The following is a 14,747-nucleotide window of genomic DNA, read 5'->3' as shown; positions in this document are numbered from 1 at the left end:
CACGCGGCAGCCAGACCGGCGGCCAGGACGGCGGTCAGCAGGCTGACCGCACGCACGGCTGGTCGGCCGAGCGACAGCGGCGGCAGGATGGCGAGGTCCGCGACCGGGGCGACGACGCGGGCGGGCGCTGATCGGGAGAACGACGGGGTCAGTAGTCCGGCGGGCGGATCAACTGGGCGTTGACCACCACTGAGGGTTCGCCGCCGAGGTTGGCCTGGGGTTGGGTGTCCTCCTGGTGGCGGCGGGCCAGGATGGCGGCGCCTGGGCCGTCGCCCTGTTCGATGGCCTGGATCAGCTCGGCGTGGCTGTTGAGGCTGCGGCGGGTGGCGGCGTCGCCGGGGATGCCGCCCTCGATCACCGTGCGGGCGGCCCATTCCTCCTCGTGGGCGTACCAGAGTCCTTCCAGCATGCCGGCCAGCAGCTCGAAGGTCTGGTTGCCGCAGTTACGTACCAGGGCCTCGTGGAACTCCTTCATGCAGGCCACGAACCTGGCGAAGTCACCGATGCTCTCCTCGGTGCGGTGCTGGATCTCGTGGAGGGCGGGCACGACCGTCTCCAGGCGGTCCGGTCTGGTCGCGCACATCTCGGCGCAGACCGGGTCGAGGCGGCGCACGGCCAGGCCGAGGTCCTGCACGCTGACGTCGCGGGACTGCAGGACCAGGCCGAAGACGTAGCCGGCCCGTTCGAGCTGGGGCGGGTGCACCTCGGCGCCGCCGCGGTTGCCGCGGCGGATGGTGATGAGGCCCTCGGTCTCCAGGGTGCGCATGGCCTCACGGACCGACGGCATGCTGACGCGGAACTCCTCGAACAGGTCGTCCTGCTTCAGCAGCCCGTTCTCCGTGGTGAGGTCGCCGCGCAGGATCCGGTCGCGCAGCTCGTCGGCGAGACGCTCACCGACCCGGCGCCGCGGGAGCAGCGGGCCTTTCGTGCCGCCTTCGCGCTGCTGTACGGCCCGGCCGGGGGCGGGGTCCGTCATGATCTTCGCCTCTTTCATCCGTCCACCTGGGAGGGTCGCGCCAGGACCGCCCGGAACCGGGTCACATTGGCGAGCTTGATGGTCTCATATCCGCGGACCAGATCCGGTGCCCGCGCCACCGCCAGGCAGCGGTCGAGGTCGTCGGCGTCGAGCGCGGCGAGCACCGCGGTGGTGTACTCCTGCGGCAGGGTGCGTTCCACCCGGCGGACCTCGGCCAGGCCGAACGGGTCGAGCGCGGTGCCGCGTACCGACCGCATCGCCCGCAGCACCGCGAACGCGGGCCGGATCCAGGCGCCCAGCGCGAGCTTGTGCCGCAGTCCGAGTGCCCGCAGGAACGGCGGGTGGATGTGGTAGCGCACCTGTGCCCGGGTGCCGTCGGGTGCGGCCTGCGCCCCGATGTCGACCTTCAGGTGCAGCCGGGCGACCTCGTACTCGTCCTTGTAGGCCAGCAGTTTGTACAGGTACCGGGCGAACTCCACGGACACCGTGTCCGTGCCGGACCGGCCGGCCTCGGCGGCCACGACCTGCCGGACCGCGTCGACGTAGCGGCCGGCCAGCCGGGCGTTCTGGTAGTCGGCCAGTTCGGCGGCGCGTGGTTCGGCGACCTCGCGCACCGCGGCCGGGAGCTCGGCCGCGTCGAGGAGCCGCCGGGCGGCCGACAGCGCGCCGGGGGTCGGGTCGAGGCCGGCGGCGCCCAGCCGGGTGGCTGCGGCGGGTTCGTCGAGGGTGACCGGGGCGAGCACGTGCCGTCGGCCAGCCCGGAACGCCTCGATGTTCTGCTCGACGGCGACGCCGTTGAGGCGGATCGCCTCCTCGATCGACGCGGCGGCGAGGGGCACCGCGCCGGTCTGGTACGCCACGCCGAGCAGCAGGATGTTGGCGGTGGTCTCGTCGCCGAACAGGGTGCGGCTGAGCTGGGCCGCGTCGACGGCGGTGGTGCGGCCGGCCGCGTCCCGGATGCGGTTCAGCAGCTCGCCGGTCGGCGGCAGGGTGGTCGCGATGTTGGTGACGACGGCTGCGGTCGGGGTGACCGAGGACGCGACGACCGACACCGTGCGCTGCGGGTCGGTGCGCGCCAGGTGCTGCAGTGCCGCCCCGCTGAGCAGGTCGAACACCAGGTAGAGGTCGGCCTGGCCGGCGCTGACCGCGGCGGTGCGGTCGTCGACCGGGGTGGCGCTGATCTGCAGGTGCGACACTACGGCTCCGGCTTTCTGGCTCATCCCGGTCTGGTCGAGGCCGGCGGTGTACCGTCCGTCGAGCAGCGCCGCGGTGGCCAGGATCTGGTTCACCGTGACCACGCCGGTGCCGCCGATGCCGACCAGGTAGACGCCGTAGGCGCGGTCGCCGAGCGCCGCTTTCGCCGCCGGTTCGGCCGGCACCTCGCCCGCGGTGCGGGGCCGCGGCTGGGGCAGCAGCCGTGGGCGGGTGGCCGGGACGGTGCGGACCGTGACGAACGACGGGCAGTCGCCGTCCAGGCAGCTGAAGTCGGAGTTGCACGAGGTCTGGTGGATCTGTGTCTTGCGGCCGAGTTCGGTGTCGACCGGCTGGACGGACAGGCAGTTGCTCTTCACCCCGCAGTCACCGCAGCCTTCGCAGACCAGCTCGTTGATGACCACCCGGCGGTCGGGGGTGGGCAGCTTGCCGGAGCGGCGCAGCCGCCGGGCCTCGGCCGCGCAGACCTGGTCGTAGATGAGCACGGTGACGCCCTCGACCGTACTGAGGCGTTCCTGCGCGGCGAGGATCTCCTCGCGTGGCAGCACGGTGACGCCGTCGGCGAGGTCGCGCACGCCGCGGTACCGGCCGGTGTCCTCGGCGCACACGATGATCCGGCTGACCCCCTCGGCGGCGAGTTCCCGGGTCAGCGCGGGCACCGACATGCCGCCGGCGATCTGCTGGCCGCCGGTCATCGCGACGTAGCCGTTGAACAGGATCTTGAAGGTGATGTTCACGCCGGCGGCGACGCAGGCGCGGACCGCGAGCAGGCCGGAGTGCGAGTAGGTGCCGTCGCCGAGGTTCTGGAAGATGTGCCCGGTCTGCGAGAACGGGGCCATGCCGATCCACGGCACCCCCTCGGAGCCCATCGGGACCACCGGCAGTTTCTCGTTGCCGGCGATGCGGGGGTCGAAGTAGGACATGCCGTGGCAGCCGACGCCGCCGCCGACGACCGCGCCGTCGGGCAGGACGGTGGACCGGTTGTGCGGGCAGCCGCTGCAGTAGGCCGGTGCTCGGCCCAGCAGCGGCAGCAGGACCGGGCCCTTCGCCGCGGGGCGGGCCGGGGCGGGCTCGGGCAGGCCGAGCTCGCGCCGCAGGATCGGCTTGAGCTGGTCGGGGCCGAGCTCGCCGTGGGCCGGCACGAGCAGCCGGCCGGCGCGGTCGCGTTTGCCCACCACGGTCGGCCGGTGCGGGGTGGGGTACAGCGCGTTGCGCACGGCGGACTCGATGAAGTCGCGTTTCTCCTCCACCACCACGATGTGCTGCAGGCCGTCGGCGAACCGCTCCACCACGGCGCGGTCCAGCGGGTAGATCATGCCGAGTTTCAGCAGCCGCACACCCTGCTCGCGCAGGCCGTCGTCGTCCAGGCCGAGGTCGCTGAGGGCCTGCCGGACGTCGTAGTAGGTCTTGCCGGCCGCGACGATGCCGGTCCGGGCGCCGTCCTGCGCGCCGTCGATGACGTTGAGGTTGTTGGCGGCGGCGAACGCGACGGCCGCGACGTGCCGGCGTTCGAGCAGGTCCCGCTCCCGGTCGACGAGGATGGTGGGGACCAGCTGGATGCGCTGCCGGTGCTGCCAGGGTTCGCCGTCGATCTCCAGTGCCGGGTGCCGCAGCGACAGCCGGCCGGGGTCCAGGCGCACCGAGCCGACCGAGTCGGCGACACTGGTGACCACCTTCAGCCCGACCCAGCAGCCGCAGTACCGCGACAGTTCCAGGCCGGTCACGCCGAAGTCGAGCAGTTCCTGGACGGAGCCGGGCACCAGCACGGGCATCAGGGCGTCGTAGAAGGCGGTCTCGCTCTGGTTCGGCAGCGACGAGGACTTGGCCGCCGGGTCGTCGCCGGCCACCGCGAGGACCCCGCCGAGCGGGTTCACGCCGAACTGGTTGGCGTGTTTGAACGCGTCGCCGCACCGGTCCACGCCCGGGGCCTTGCCGTACCAGAGGCCGAACACGCCCTGCAGCCCGTCGCGGAACCCGCCGGGGGACGGCTGCTGGGTGCCGAACACGACGGCGGCGGCGAGCTCCTCGTTGACGCCGGGCACGTGCCGGACGTCCTCGGCGGCCAGGGTCGCGGCGGCCCGGTGCAGGGTGAGGTCCAGTCCGCCGAGGGGCGATCCGGGGTACCCGGACGCGAGCCCGCCGGTGCGCAGCCCGGCGGCCCGGTCGAGCCGGTGCCGGTCCAGCAGGATCCGGGTGATCGCCTGGGTGCCGGTGAGCACGACGGTGCCGTCGTCGGCGTCGTAGCGGTCCGTCAGCTGGTACCCGGTGGGCTGCCGCCCGGCCGGCGGCGTTGTCACCACGTCGGTCATGGAGTTCCTGAGCCCTTCGTTGCGGGGATGGCGGACGCGTCGGCGGCCGTGGGCAGCCGGGTCACGGCGGACGGGTCGCGCGGATCCTTGTAGAGCAGGATCGTGCAGGTGCCGGGGTCGAGACCGGCCGGGCAGAGGTTCACCGGCCACGGCGCGCCGAGGCGCTCGCGGGCCATGTCGACGTGCCAGATCGGCACGTGGGTGCGGTAGATGGTGGTCGGCCGGCCGCCCCAGGTGACCGGGTGCGGGTCGGTGACGACGGCGAGCCCGAGCCCGGCGGTGAAACGGCCGTCGGTGACCTGGCGGGCGCAGGTGCCGCAGGGGTCCTGCACGATCGTGAACTTCTCGTCGTCCTCGCTGACCGTGAGGTCGGTGAAGTGGCCCTGCAGCAGGTGCACGAGGTTCACCAGGCGTTCGGCGGCGGGCCGGTCGATGTCGCGCATGAGGCCACGCAGGGCGTCCTCGCCGCGGCGGCGGTGGAACGCCTCCAGCTCGTCCGGGCCGTAACTGGCGTGCACCTGCGACAGCAGCGCGGACAGCCAGTCGCGCAGCACGTCGATGACGCAACGCCAGGCGGCCTCCCGGTCGTCGAAGAGCGCGAGCGCGCCGCCGGTGTCGCCGCGGGCGACGGCCGCCGCGACGTCGTCGGCCATCGGCGCCGGCACCTCGTCGCGGACCGGGTCGACGCCCGGGTAGGCGGCGAAGAAGGCCAGCGTACGGGTGGTCAGCAGGCGCAGGCCGTCCCGGCCGTGCCATTCGGCGGCGGTGTCGAGGATGGTGGCGACCCAGTCGAGGTAGCGCTCGCGCTGGCCCCGGTGCTCCCGTTCGAGGATCGCGAGGTGCCCCCGGAGGTCGTCCACAGTGGACCTCGATGCGGCGAGCACGCGGTCCCGGGGCGACGTGGACAGCTCCCGGAGCTCTTCGTCGGTGCACAACCGATCCTGCCGACCTGCGGTCACGTCGCCCTCCCCGGCCACCCTTGACGCTAAGGATATAACCTTATAACCTTCGCGCTGTGATGCACAACACACACTTGATGACCAGCGAAGATGCGGAACCCACGACAGTGCGGGTCGCCATCGACGGCGGCGTCGCGTGGGTCGAGCTCAACCGCCCCGAGGTGTTGAACTCGTTCAACGAGACGATGCTGCGCGAGCTGGGCGCCCTGTGGGCACGGCTGCGCCTCGACGACGAGGTGCGGGCCGTGGTCGTCACCGGAGCCGGCGAGAAGGCGTTCTGCACCGGCTACGACCGCTCCGGCCTCGACCCCGCCGATGACCCCACCGATGACCCGGCCGCCGACGACGAGTCCGCCCGGCTGCTGAAGGCGAGCAGCCCGTTCCTGCGCGCCGACGTCGGCGACTTCCTCGGCCCCAAGTCCTGCGGCCTGTGGAAGCCGGTCATCGCCGCGGTCAACGGCATCGCCTGCGGCGGCGCGTTCTACCTGCTCGGCGAGGCCGACATCATCATCGCCGCGGACACCGCCACGTTCTTCGACCCGCACACCACGTTCGGCATGCCCGCCGTGTTCGAGCCGCTGCACCTGCTGCGCCGCATGCCGCTGGGCGAGGTGCTGCGGCTGACCCTGCTCGGCTCGGCCGAGCGGATGTCCGCCCGGCGCGCGCTGGAGATCGGCCTGGTGTCCGAGGTGGTGCCCGGCGACCAGCTGCGCGCGGCGGCGGCGGCGGTCGCCGGCACCATCGCCGCCCTGCCGCCGCTCGCGGTCCAGGCCACCCTGCGGGCCATCTGGATCGGCTCGGAGATGGCGCCCGGCCAGGCGCTCGGCGTCGCGCACGCGCTCGTCGCCGCCGGCACCGACCCGGCCGCCCTCGCCGCCGGCCAGGAGGCGTTCCGCGTCGGCGGCCGGCCGAAGTGGCGGCTGCGATGATGGACTTCGCCCTCTCCAGCGAGCAGCTCGACCTCCGCGCGGGCCTGACCGCCCTGTTCGCCGACCACTCGACGCCGGCCCGGGTCCGGGCGGCCGAGCCGCTGGGCTTCGACCCGGCGCTGTGGGCGGTGCTCGGCGGGTTCGGCTTCCCGCACCTGGCCGGCTCCCGCGACGGCACCCCGGCCCGGCTGGCCGAGCTGGTCGTCGCCGCCCAGGACGCCGGCGCCTGCCTCGCCTCGGCGCCGCTGGTGGAGACCCTGGTCGCGACCCGGCTGCTGGACCGCCTCGGCGTCGCCGCCGGCGACGACCTGGTCACCTTCTCCCCCCGCCCGGCCATGGCCGGCGTCGCCCGGACCGTCCCGTGGGCCGCCGTCGCCGACCGCGTGATCGCATGGGACGGAAGCCCCGACGGAAGCCGGAACGGAAGCCGGAACGGGGCGCAGGACGGGCGCCGGCACGACGGCGTCGGGGGCCGGATCGTCATCGCCGGGCCCGGCCACGACGTCGAACGGCCGAAGCAGACCCTCGCCGCGCTGGCGATCGGCCACGCCGACCTCACCGGCGCGACCGTCCTCGCCGAGGGACCGGCGGCGACGACGGCCTTCGCCGAGGCCCGGGCCGACTGGCAGATCCTCACCGCGGCCACCCTCGCCGGCGTCGCCGCCGCCGGGCTGCACCTAGGCGTGCAGTACGCGAAGACCCGCCACCAGTTCGGCCAGCCGATCGGCGCCTTCCAGGCCCTCGCCCACCAGCTGGCCGACGCCGCCGCCCTCGTCGACGGCGCGCAGCTGCTGGTCCAGGAGGCGGCCTGGGCCGCCGACACCGGCAACCCCCGCCGGCACGGCCTGGCCGCGATGGCCGCCGCGTTCGCCGGCCGGGCCGCCCGCCAGGCCACCGACCGCAGCCTGCACGCGCACGGCGGCTACGGCTACACCCTCGAATACGACATCCAGCTGTACTTCCGCCGGGCCAAGGCACTGAGCCTGCTCAGCGGCGGCGAGCCCGCGGCCGTCGACGCCGTCGTCGCGCTCGCGCTGGCCGACACCGACTCCGACAACGACACAGGGCGGCGGTAGATGGACTTCGAGCTCTCCGCGGCGCAGCTGCGCTTCCGCGACGAGGTCCGGCAGTTCCTGGCCGGGCTGCCACCGCAGACGTCGGCGGCCGTGCACGACACCGGCACGCTGCACAGCTGGGACGTGCACCGGGCGATGGCCGGGCGCGGCTGGCTGAAGGCGGCCTGGCCGGTCGAGCAGGGCGGGCAGGGCCGGGACCCGTTCGAGATGGCCACGCTCAACGAGGAGTTCGCCCGGGCCGGCATCCCGATCGAGGGCTGGCTGATCGCCGAGCTGGTGGCCAAGACGCTGCAGATCGTCGGCACGCCGCAGCAGCGGCACGAGGTCATCCCGGCCATCCTCGGCGGCGAGATCCTGCTGTGCCTGGGCTACTCGGAGCCGGACTCGGGCTCCGACGTGGCCGCGGCCCGCACCCGGGCCACCCGCGACGGCGACGACTGGGTCATCGACGGGCAGAAGATGTTCACCACGATGGCGCACGAGGCGAGCTACGTCTTCCTGCTCGCCCGCACCGACCCTGACGTGCCCAAGCACCGGGGCCTGACCATGTTCCTGGTGCCGCTTTCCGCCGACGGGGTCCAGGTCCGCCCGGTGCACACGCTCGGCGGGGAACGCACCAACGCCACGTTCTACGACCGGGTCCGCGTCCCGGACAGCGCCCGGGTCGGCGAGGTCGACGGCGGCTGGGACGTCATGATGGTGGCGCTCGCCTTCGAGCGGCAGCCGGCCGCGGCCGGGCACCTGCTGCACCTGCTGGGCCGTGCACTCGACTGGGCCCGCACGGCCGGCCCGGACGGGCCGGCGCCGATCGAGCGGCCCGAGGTGCGCGCCTGCCTGGCCCGGGCGTACACCGACCTCGAGGTGAGCCGCCTCATGGGGTACCGGATGACCTGGCTGACCTCACGCGACGTCCTGCCGCACACCGAGGGGTCCCTGGCGAAGCTGTTCAGCTCCGAGGCGCTCATGCGGGCCGCGGCGTCCCTGGTGGACGTCGTCGGCGCCGACGGGCTGCTCGCCGGGCACGGCACCGGCGCGCCGGCCGACGGCTGGATCGAGCACGAATTCCGGCACTCGGTCGTGACCACCATCTACGCCGGCACCAGCGAGATCCAGCGCGGCATCATCGCCGAACGGCACCTGGGTCTGCCCCGCGCCACAGCACGGCGGGACAAGGCATGACCGCCGAGCAGGACGTGACGCAGCAGGTGCGCTGCACCGTCGAGGGCGGCGTGGCCCGGATCGTGTTCGACCGCCCCGAGCGGCGCAACGCGCTCGGCCCGCCGCAGCGCGAACGGCTGATCTCGCTGCTGGCCGAGGCCGGCGCGGCGGTCGAGGTGCGGGCGGTCGTGCTCTCCGCGGTCGGCCGGGCCTTCTGCGCCGGTGGCGACCTCGGCCTGCCGAAGCCCGCTCCGCCCGCCGACGGCCGGCCGGACCGGGTGGTCGGCGCCACCGGGCCCGCGGTCCGCAGCGCGCAGGCCCTCATCGCCGCGGTCCTCGACTGCCCCAAGCCGGTCATCGCCGCGGTCAACGGGGTGGCCGCCGGCATGGGCGCCCAGCTCGCTCTCGCCGCCGACGTCGTCGTCGCCTCGACCAGCGCCCGGTTCGCTGAGCTGTTCATCACCCGCGGGATCGTGCCGGACGCCGCGGCGGCGTACCTGCTGCCCCGCATCCTCGGGCTGCACCTGGCGAAGCGGCTGCTGCTGCTCGGCGGCGACCTGAGCGTCACCGACGCCGAACGTCTCGGCATCGTGCACCAGGTGGTCGAGCCCGACGACCTGCCGGCCGCCGCCGACGTGCTCGCGGCCCGGTTCGCGGCCGGGCCGACCGTCGCGATCGGCCTGGCGAAGCGCCTGCTGAACCAGTCGCTGGACTCGGACCGGGTCTCGGCGTTCCACCAGGAGGAGATGGCGGTGGCGATGAACGTGTGGACCGAGGACAGCGCCGAAGGGCTGCGCAGCTTCGCGGAGAAGCGCGACCCGGTCTTCCGGGGGTGGTGACGCGATGCCCAGGCCCACCGACATCGGCGTGATCGACCTGATGATGGGGATCCCGAAAGGACCCGGCGACGACAGCTGGCGCCGGTTCCTCGGCACCCAGCTGCGCGACCAGGAGAGCCGCGAGACTTACCGGTTCCCCGCCGAGTACATGTACAAGAGCCTGCCGGACCAGCGGTTCAGCGCCGACGGCGCGGCGGCCGTGCTGGCCGAGATGGACCGCTTCGGCGTCGAGCGCGGCATGATCACCGTCAGCTTCGACGACGAGCTCGCCGTCGCCGCGCTCAAGGACCACCCGCAGCGGTTCCTCGGGGCGTTCCCCGTCGACCCCAACGCCGGGATGGAGGGCGTGCGGGCGCTGCGCCGGGCGGTCGAGGAGCTCGGCGTGGTCGCGGCGAGCGCGATGCCCAGCGGTCTCAACCCGCCGGTGCCGATCAACGACAAGCGGTTCTACCCGCTGTACGCCGCCTGCGTCGACCTGGACATCCCGATCTTCGTCTGCGCCGGCGTGCCCGGGCCCCGGATCCCGTTCGCGGCCCAGGAGGTCGCCCTCATCGACGAGGTCTGCTGGTACTTCCCCGAGCTGCGTTTCGTCACCCGGCACGGCTGCGAACCGTGGGTCGACCTGGCCGTGAAGCTGCTGCTGAAGTGGCCCAACCTGTACTACTCGACCAGCGCGTTCGCGCCGAAGTACTACCCGCGGCAGATCCTGGACTTCGCCAATACCCGCGGCGCGGACAAGGTGCTCTACGCCGGCTACTTCCCGATGGGCCTGTCCCTGGAGCGCATCTTCACCGAGCTGGACGACCTGCCGCTGCACGACGGCGTGTGGGAGAAGTTCCTGCGCACCAACGCGCTGCGGGTGCTTGGCCTGGACCGCGGGGGTGAAGCATGACCGGCCAGCGAAGCGTCTCGGGCCGGTCATCGGCAGTGCAGGTTGGGTCAGGCCGACGCCGGAGCGCAGCGGAGGTGGCGGCATGACCGGCCAGCGAAGCGTCTCGGGCCGGTCATCGGCAGTGCAGGTTGGGTCAGGCCGACGCCGGAGCGCAGCGGAGGTGGCGGCATGACCCGCCGGGCGATCGTTGTGGGTACCGGGTTCGGGCTGCGGGTGCATGTGCCGGCGCTGCGGGCGGCCGGATTCGAGGTGGCCGCGCTGGTCGGCCAGGACGCCGAGCGGACCACCCGGCGGGCCGCGCGGGTCGGCGTGCCGGCCGGGTTCGACTCTCTCCAGGCCGCGCTGCGGGCCACCGACGCCGAGGTCGTCACCATCGCCACACCCCCGGACACGCACGCCGAGCTCGCCGGGCTGGCCGTGGCGGCCGGGCGGCACGTCATCTGCGAGAAGCCCCTCGCGCTGTCGGTCGAGCAGGCAGAGGCGATGACGAAGGCGGCCGACGCGGCGGGCGTCGTCGCGCTGGTCGGCACCGAGTTCCGCTGGGACCCCGCGGTCGAGGCGGTCCGCGCCGCGATCGCCGGTGGCCGCATCGGCCGGCCGCACACGGTCACGGTCGTGCGGTCCTACCCGATCCTCGCCGACGCCGGCGCGGGCGCGCCCGGCTGGTGGTTCGACCCGGCCCGCGGCGGCGGGTGGCTGCGCGCGAACGGCACCCACCTGCTGGACCAGCTGCACCTGTGGCTCGGCCCGATCGCCGAGGTGTCGGCCACGCTGGGCCAGGCGGTGCCCCGCCCCGGCGGCGGCGCCGACGACGGCTACGGCGTGCTGCTGCGCACCGCGTCCGGCGCGGTCGGGATCCTCCAGGAGTGCGCGGCGGTCTGGGGCGCGCCGGTCGAGGTGACCCGGGTGGCCGGCACCGCCGGCACGGTGTCCATCGTGGACGGCCGGGCCCGCCTCGAGACCGCCGACGGGGGCTGCGACCTGAGCGCCGCACCGTCGCAACCAGACGCAGCTGACAGCAGCCGCCCGTGGACCGCGGCCGAGATCGCCGCCTATACCGGTCTCGCCGGTTGGCTGTACCGCCACCTCGAAGACGGCAGCACCGGCGAGCAACGGCCGGCCACCTTCGCCGACGGCCTGGCCGTGCTGCGGGTCGTCGAGGCGATCCAGGCCTCGGCCGAGCAGCGCCAGGTAGTCACCATCCAGCCCGGAGGTGCCCCATGAGCCGGCCACTCGACCCCGCGGTGGTCCGCCCCGACGGCACCGCGGTCGTGACGATGGAACTGCAGCGCGGCATCGTCGGCCCCGAGAGCCTGGTGCCGGAGCTGGGCGAGCAGCTGCGGGCCGCCGGTGGCGTCGGCAACGTGCGCCGCCTGCTGACCGCGGCCCGCCCCGCCGGGGTCGCGGTCGTGCACGCCACCGTCGCCCGCCGGGCCGGCGGTCGGCCGGGCCTGACGAACGCGCCGATCCTGGAGCGCGCCGCGGCCATGCCCGAGCACCTGCGCACCGGCTCGGTGTCCGCGCGGGTGCTGGCGGAGATCGGGCCGGAGGACGGCGACGTCACCGTCGAGCGGCTGCACGGCGTGACCCCGTTCACCGGCACCGAGCTCGACGCGACCCTGCGCGGCCTCGGCGTGCGCACGATCGTCCTGGTCGGCGTGTCGGTGAACATGGGCATCCTCGGCGCCTCGATGGAGGCGGTGGGGCTGGGGTACCGCGTGGTGGTGCCGGTCGACGCGGTGGCCGGCGTCCCGGCCGGCTACGCCGCCGACGTGATCCGCTACAGCCTGCGCCACCTGGCCACGCTGTCCACAGTGGACGAGGTGGTGGCGGCATGGACCTGACCGGACGCCTGACCGGACGCACTGCCGCCGTCGCGGGCGTGGGCCCGGGGCTGGGCCGCGAGCTCGCCCTGACCTTCGCCGAGGCCGGCGCCGACCTGGCTCTGCTCGCCCGTAACGCCGGCTACCTGGAGCAGGTCGCCGGCGAGGTCGAGGCGGCCGGCCGGGCCGCGCTGCGCCTGCCGGCCGACCTCACCGACCGGGCCCGCTGCGCCGAGGCGGCCGAGCGCATCGGCGAGCGGTACGGCGCCGTCGACGTCCTCGTGCACAACGCGTTCTCCCGGCCGCCGCTCGGCTCGCTCGGCGAGCGCACCGCCGCCGACTGGCACGCGGCGGTCGACGGCAACATCCTGTCGGCCACCAACCTGCTGTACGAGCTGCTGCCGCTGATGCGGGGACGGTCGGCGGCGGTCGTGCTGGTCAGCTCCATCTCGGCACGCCAGCCCTACCCGGACTCCGGCATCTACGCCGCGGTGAAGTCGGCGATGCTCACCCTGGTCCAGGTCCTGGCCCGCGAACTGGGCCCGCACTCGGTCCGGGTCAACGCCGTGGTGCCCGGCTACATCGAGTCGGACAACCTCGAGGCGTTCTTCGCCGACGCCGGCACCCGGCAGGGCACCAGCGCCGCCCAGGCCCGGCGGGCCGCGCAGGACGCGACCTGTCTGGGCCGGTTCGTGACGGCCCGGGAGGTGGCCGACGTGGCCGCCTTCCTCTGCTCGCCCGCCGCCGCCGGCGTGACCGGGCAGACGCTCGACGTCAACGCAGGCCAATGGTTCGGCTGACCGTCAGACAGCCCGCCCCTGAGGACACCTGGAGCACAGTGGACATACAGACACGGCAAGCGACCGCGGCCCCGCCGACGGCACCCGCGGGCGCCAAGCTGCTCGCGTCGGGCGTGGAGCGGCAGTTCATCTCCGGCAAGAGCCGCGTGCACGCCCTCGGCCCGTTCGACCTGCGGGTGGCCGACGGCGAGTTCGTCTGCCTGGTCGGCCCGTCCGGCTGCGGCAAGTCGACGTTCCTGCGCATCGTCAACGGCCTGCTGCCGCCGACCGCGGGCACCCTGGACCTCTGGCTGGACGAGGGCCGGGCGGCCACGTCCATGGTCTTCCAGGACTACGGGGTGCTGCCCTGGAAGACCGTGCTGGCCAACGTGCGGTTCGGCCTGGAGATGGCGAAGGTCCCCCGGCGGGAGGCCAACGAGCGGGCGATGGAATGGATCCGCCGGATCGGGCTGAGCGGCTTCGAGAAGGCCTACCCGGCGACGCTGTCCGGCGGCATGCGGCAGCGGGTCTCGATCGCCCGGGCCCTCGCCGTGCAGCCGCAGATCCTGCTCATGGACGAGCCGTTCGCGGCCGTGGACGCGCAGATGCGGGTGGTGCTGCAAGAGGTGCTCCTCAAGGTCTGGGAGGAGGACCGGCGCACCGTCATCTTCGTCACCCACAGCCTCGAGGAGGCGCTCGTCCTCGGCGACCGCGTGGTCGTCGTGTCGGCCCGGCCCGGCCGGGTGGTCAGTGACATCACCGTGCCGTTCGGGCGGCCCCGCGCCAGCGACGTGCGCCGCACGCCCGAGTTCGCGGAGCTGCACCAGAACGTGTGGGACGTGCTGCGCGACGAGGTCCAGGCCTCGCTCGCGGCGGGAGAGGAGTAGCCGTGGCCCAGATCATGCAGAAGTCGTCGCCGGCGCCGGCACCGGGGAACGGCCGGCTGGTGCGCCGCGAGGCCTCCGCCACCCCGGAGCGGGCCGCGGTCCGCCGGCGCCGCCGCCGGCTGGCCGAGATCGTGCTGGGCTTCGGCGCGCCGGTGGTGCTGTTCGTGGTGTGGCAGGTGGCCGCGACCAGCGGCGCGGTCAACCCGCTGTTCTTCCCGCCGCCCACCGAGGTCTGGAAGGCGGCTCTGCAGCTCGTCGAGAGCGGCGAGCTGTTCGACCACCTCTGGGCCAGCCTGACCCGGGTGCTCATCGGCTGCGCCATGGGCGTGGTGACCGGCGTGGCCGCCGGCATCGCCCTCGGCGCCTCCCGCTGGGTCCGGGCCACCCTCGAGCCGCTGCTCTCGGCGCTGTACACGGTGCCGAAGCTGGCCATCTTCCCGTTGCTGCTGCTCATCTTCGGGCTCACCGACACGGCCCTGAACGTGGCCATCGGCATGACCGTCTTCTTCTTCATGTGGGTCAGCACCATGGCCGCGTTCCTGGCGGTGAGCCCCGGTCACCGCGAGGTGGCGCAGAGCTTCCAGGCCGGCCCGTGGCTGACCTTCCGTCATGTCCTGTTCCCGGCCGCGCTGCCGCAGATGTTCATCGGTCTGCGGATGTCGGTCAGCGTCGCCGTGCTGATGATGGTCGGCGTCGAGTTCACCCAGGCGAACAAGGGTATCGGCTATCTCATCTGGTACTCCTGGACGCTCTTTCAGGCGCCCCGGATGTACGTCGGCATCGTGGCGGTCGCCCTCATGGGTCTGCTGCTGAGCAATGCCGTCAAGTGGGTGTCGTTGCTCGTGCTGCCGTGGGCTCGCGTCGAGATCGAAGGCGGCGACCGGAACCTCCTGTAAGTCGGTTTCCCT

Annotated in this window: 13 protein-coding genes; 10 read left to right on the top strand and 3 right to left on the bottom strand. The window is 73.7% G+C overall.

Annotated features, from left to right (window positions below; translation table 11 throughout):
- Positions 1 to 148 precede the first annotated feature (148 nt).
- Genes ABZS58_RS13370 through ABZS58_RS13360 form a run of 3 tightly spaced genes read right to left on the bottom strand, consistent with a single transcriptional unit; the run spans position 149 to position 5,456 of the window.
- The gene (locus ABZS58_RS13370) at positions 149 to 994 is read right to left on the bottom strand and encodes an FCD domain-containing protein (protein WP_354780922.1); all 846 of its coding nucleotides are present in this window, start codon (positions 992 to 994) and stop codon (positions 149 to 151) included.
- Positions 991 to 4,497 carry an indolepyruvate ferredoxin oxidoreductase family protein gene (locus ABZS58_RS13365; RefSeq protein ID WP_354780920.1) on the bottom strand — a complete coding sequence of 1,169 codons (3,507 nt, stop codon included), beginning with the start codon at positions 4,495 to 4,497 and terminating at the stop codon, positions 991 to 993. Before ABZS58_RS13365 ends, ABZS58_RS13370 begins: the two co-directional genes overlap by 4 nt.
- Entirely contained in the window at positions 4,494 to 5,456 is a 963-nt protein-coding gene (locus ABZS58_RS13360) for a hypothetical protein (RefSeq protein ID WP_354780918.1), read from the bottom strand. Before ABZS58_RS13360 ends, ABZS58_RS13365 begins: the two co-directional genes overlap by 4 nt.
- Positions 5,457 to 5,533: 77 nt before the next feature.
- Here ABZS58_RS13360 and ABZS58_RS13355 point away from each other — a divergent pair, with 77 nt between their 5' ends.
- From ABZS58_RS13355 to ABZS58_RS13310, 10 genes are all read left to right on the top strand, one after another.
- Positions 5,534 to 6,385, top strand: coding sequence for an enoyl-CoA hydratase/isomerase family protein (locus ABZS58_RS13355; RefSeq protein WP_354780916.1), 852 nt, complete (start codon positions 5,534 to 5,536; stop codon positions 6,383 to 6,385).
- Positions 6,382 to 7,461 carry an acyl-CoA dehydrogenase gene (locus ABZS58_RS13350; RefSeq protein WP_354780914.1) on the top strand — a complete coding sequence of 360 codons (1,080 nt, stop codon included), beginning with the start codon at positions 6,382 to 6,384 and terminating at the stop codon, positions 7,459 to 7,461. Before ABZS58_RS13355 ends, ABZS58_RS13350 begins: the two co-directional genes overlap by 4 nt.
- Positions 7,462 to 8,640 (top strand): acyl-CoA dehydrogenase family protein, encoded by a 1,179-nt coding sequence (locus tag ABZS58_RS13345; protein ID WP_354780912.1) that lies wholly within the window; start codon positions 7,462 to 7,464, stop codon positions 8,638 to 8,640.
- Positions 8,637 to 9,458: an enoyl-CoA hydratase-related protein gene (locus ABZS58_RS13340; RefSeq protein WP_354780910.1), complete on the top strand. Its 822-nt coding sequence runs from the start codon at positions 8,637 to 8,639 to the stop codon at positions 9,456 to 9,458. The genes ABZS58_RS13345 and ABZS58_RS13340 overlap by 4 nt, the downstream gene beginning before the upstream one ends.
- Before the next feature lie 4 nt (positions 9,459 to 9,462).
- Positions 9,463 to 10,350 carry an amidohydrolase family protein gene (locus ABZS58_RS13335; protein ID WP_354780908.1) on the top strand — a complete coding sequence of 296 codons (888 nt, stop codon included), beginning with the start codon at positions 9,463 to 9,465 and terminating at the stop codon, positions 10,348 to 10,350.
- A 168-nt stretch (positions 10,351 to 10,518) separates the two neighbouring features.
- On the top strand, positions 10,519 to 11,574 hold the full coding sequence (locus tag ABZS58_RS13330) for a Gfo/Idh/MocA family oxidoreductase (RefSeq protein ID WP_354780906.1): 1,056 nt from the start codon (positions 10,519 to 10,521) through the stop codon (positions 11,572 to 11,574).
- Complete coding sequence (locus tag ABZS58_RS13325; protein ID WP_354780904.1) at positions 11,571 to 12,194, top strand: isochorismatase family cysteine hydrolase; 624 nt, start codon at positions 11,571 to 11,573, stop codon at positions 12,192 to 12,194. Before ABZS58_RS13330 ends, ABZS58_RS13325 begins: the two co-directional genes overlap by 4 nt.
- A complete protein-coding gene (locus tag ABZS58_RS13320; protein ID WP_354780902.1) occupies positions 12,185 to 12,973 on the top strand; it encodes an SDR family oxidoreductase in 789 nt (262 codons plus the stop codon). Before ABZS58_RS13325 ends, ABZS58_RS13320 begins: the two co-directional genes overlap by 10 nt.
- Positions 12,974 to 13,011: 38 nt before the next feature.
- Complete coding sequence (locus ABZS58_RS13315; RefSeq protein ID WP_354780900.1) at positions 13,012 to 13,839, top strand: ABC transporter ATP-binding protein; 828 nt, start codon at positions 13,012 to 13,014, stop codon at positions 13,837 to 13,839.
- 2 nt (positions 13,840 to 13,841) lie between these two features.
- Complete coding sequence (locus ABZS58_RS13310; RefSeq protein ID WP_354780898.1) at positions 13,842 to 14,735, top strand: ABC transporter permease; 894 nt, start codon at positions 13,842 to 13,844, stop codon at positions 14,733 to 14,735.
- Positions 14,736 to 14,747: the final 12 nt, after the last annotated feature.

It is taken from the genome of Dactylosporangium sp. NPDC005555, assembly GCF_040605635.1.
Lineage (GTDB): Bacteria > Actinomycetota > Actinomycetes > Mycobacteriales > Micromonosporaceae > Dactylosporangium.
Note: the sequence above shows the minus strand (reverse complement) of the source record. Positions and strands in the feature narration are given on the sequence as shown.

Coding starts and splice junctions, on each gene's coding strand:
- ABZS58_RS13370 (WP_354780922.1), bottom strand. CDS start 994: ATGAAAGAGGCGAAGATCATGACGGACCCCGCCCCCGGCCGGGCCGTA.
- ABZS58_RS13365 (WP_354780920.1), bottom strand. CDS start 4,497: ATGACCGACGTGGTGACAACGCCGCCGGCCGGGCGGCAGCCCACCGGG.
- ABZS58_RS13355 (WP_354780916.1), top strand. CDS start 5,534: ATGACCAGCGAAGATGCGGAACCCACGACAGTGCGGGTCGCCATCGAC.
- ABZS58_RS13350 (WP_354780914.1), top strand. CDS start 6,382: ATGATGGACTTCGCCCTCTCCAGCGAGCAGCTCGACCTCCGCGCGGGC.
- ABZS58_RS13345 (WP_354780912.1), top strand. CDS start 7,462: ATGGACTTCGAGCTCTCCGCGGCGCAGCTGCGCTTCCGCGACGAGGTC.
- ABZS58_RS13340 (WP_354780910.1), top strand. CDS start 8,637: ATGACCGCCGAGCAGGACGTGACGCAGCAGGTGCGCTGCACCGTCGAG.
- ABZS58_RS13335 (WP_354780908.1), top strand. CDS start 9,463: ATGCCCAGGCCCACCGACATCGGCGTGATCGACCTGATGATGGGGATC.
- ABZS58_RS13330 (WP_354780906.1), top strand. CDS start 10,519: ATGACCCGCCGGGCGATCGTTGTGGGTACCGGGTTCGGGCTGCGGGTG.
- ABZS58_RS13325 (WP_354780904.1), top strand. CDS start 11,571: ATGAGCCGGCCACTCGACCCCGCGGTGGTCCGCCCCGACGGCACCGCG.
- ABZS58_RS13320 (WP_354780902.1), top strand. CDS start 12,185: ATGGACCTGACCGGACGCCTGACCGGACGCACTGCCGCCGTCGCGGGC.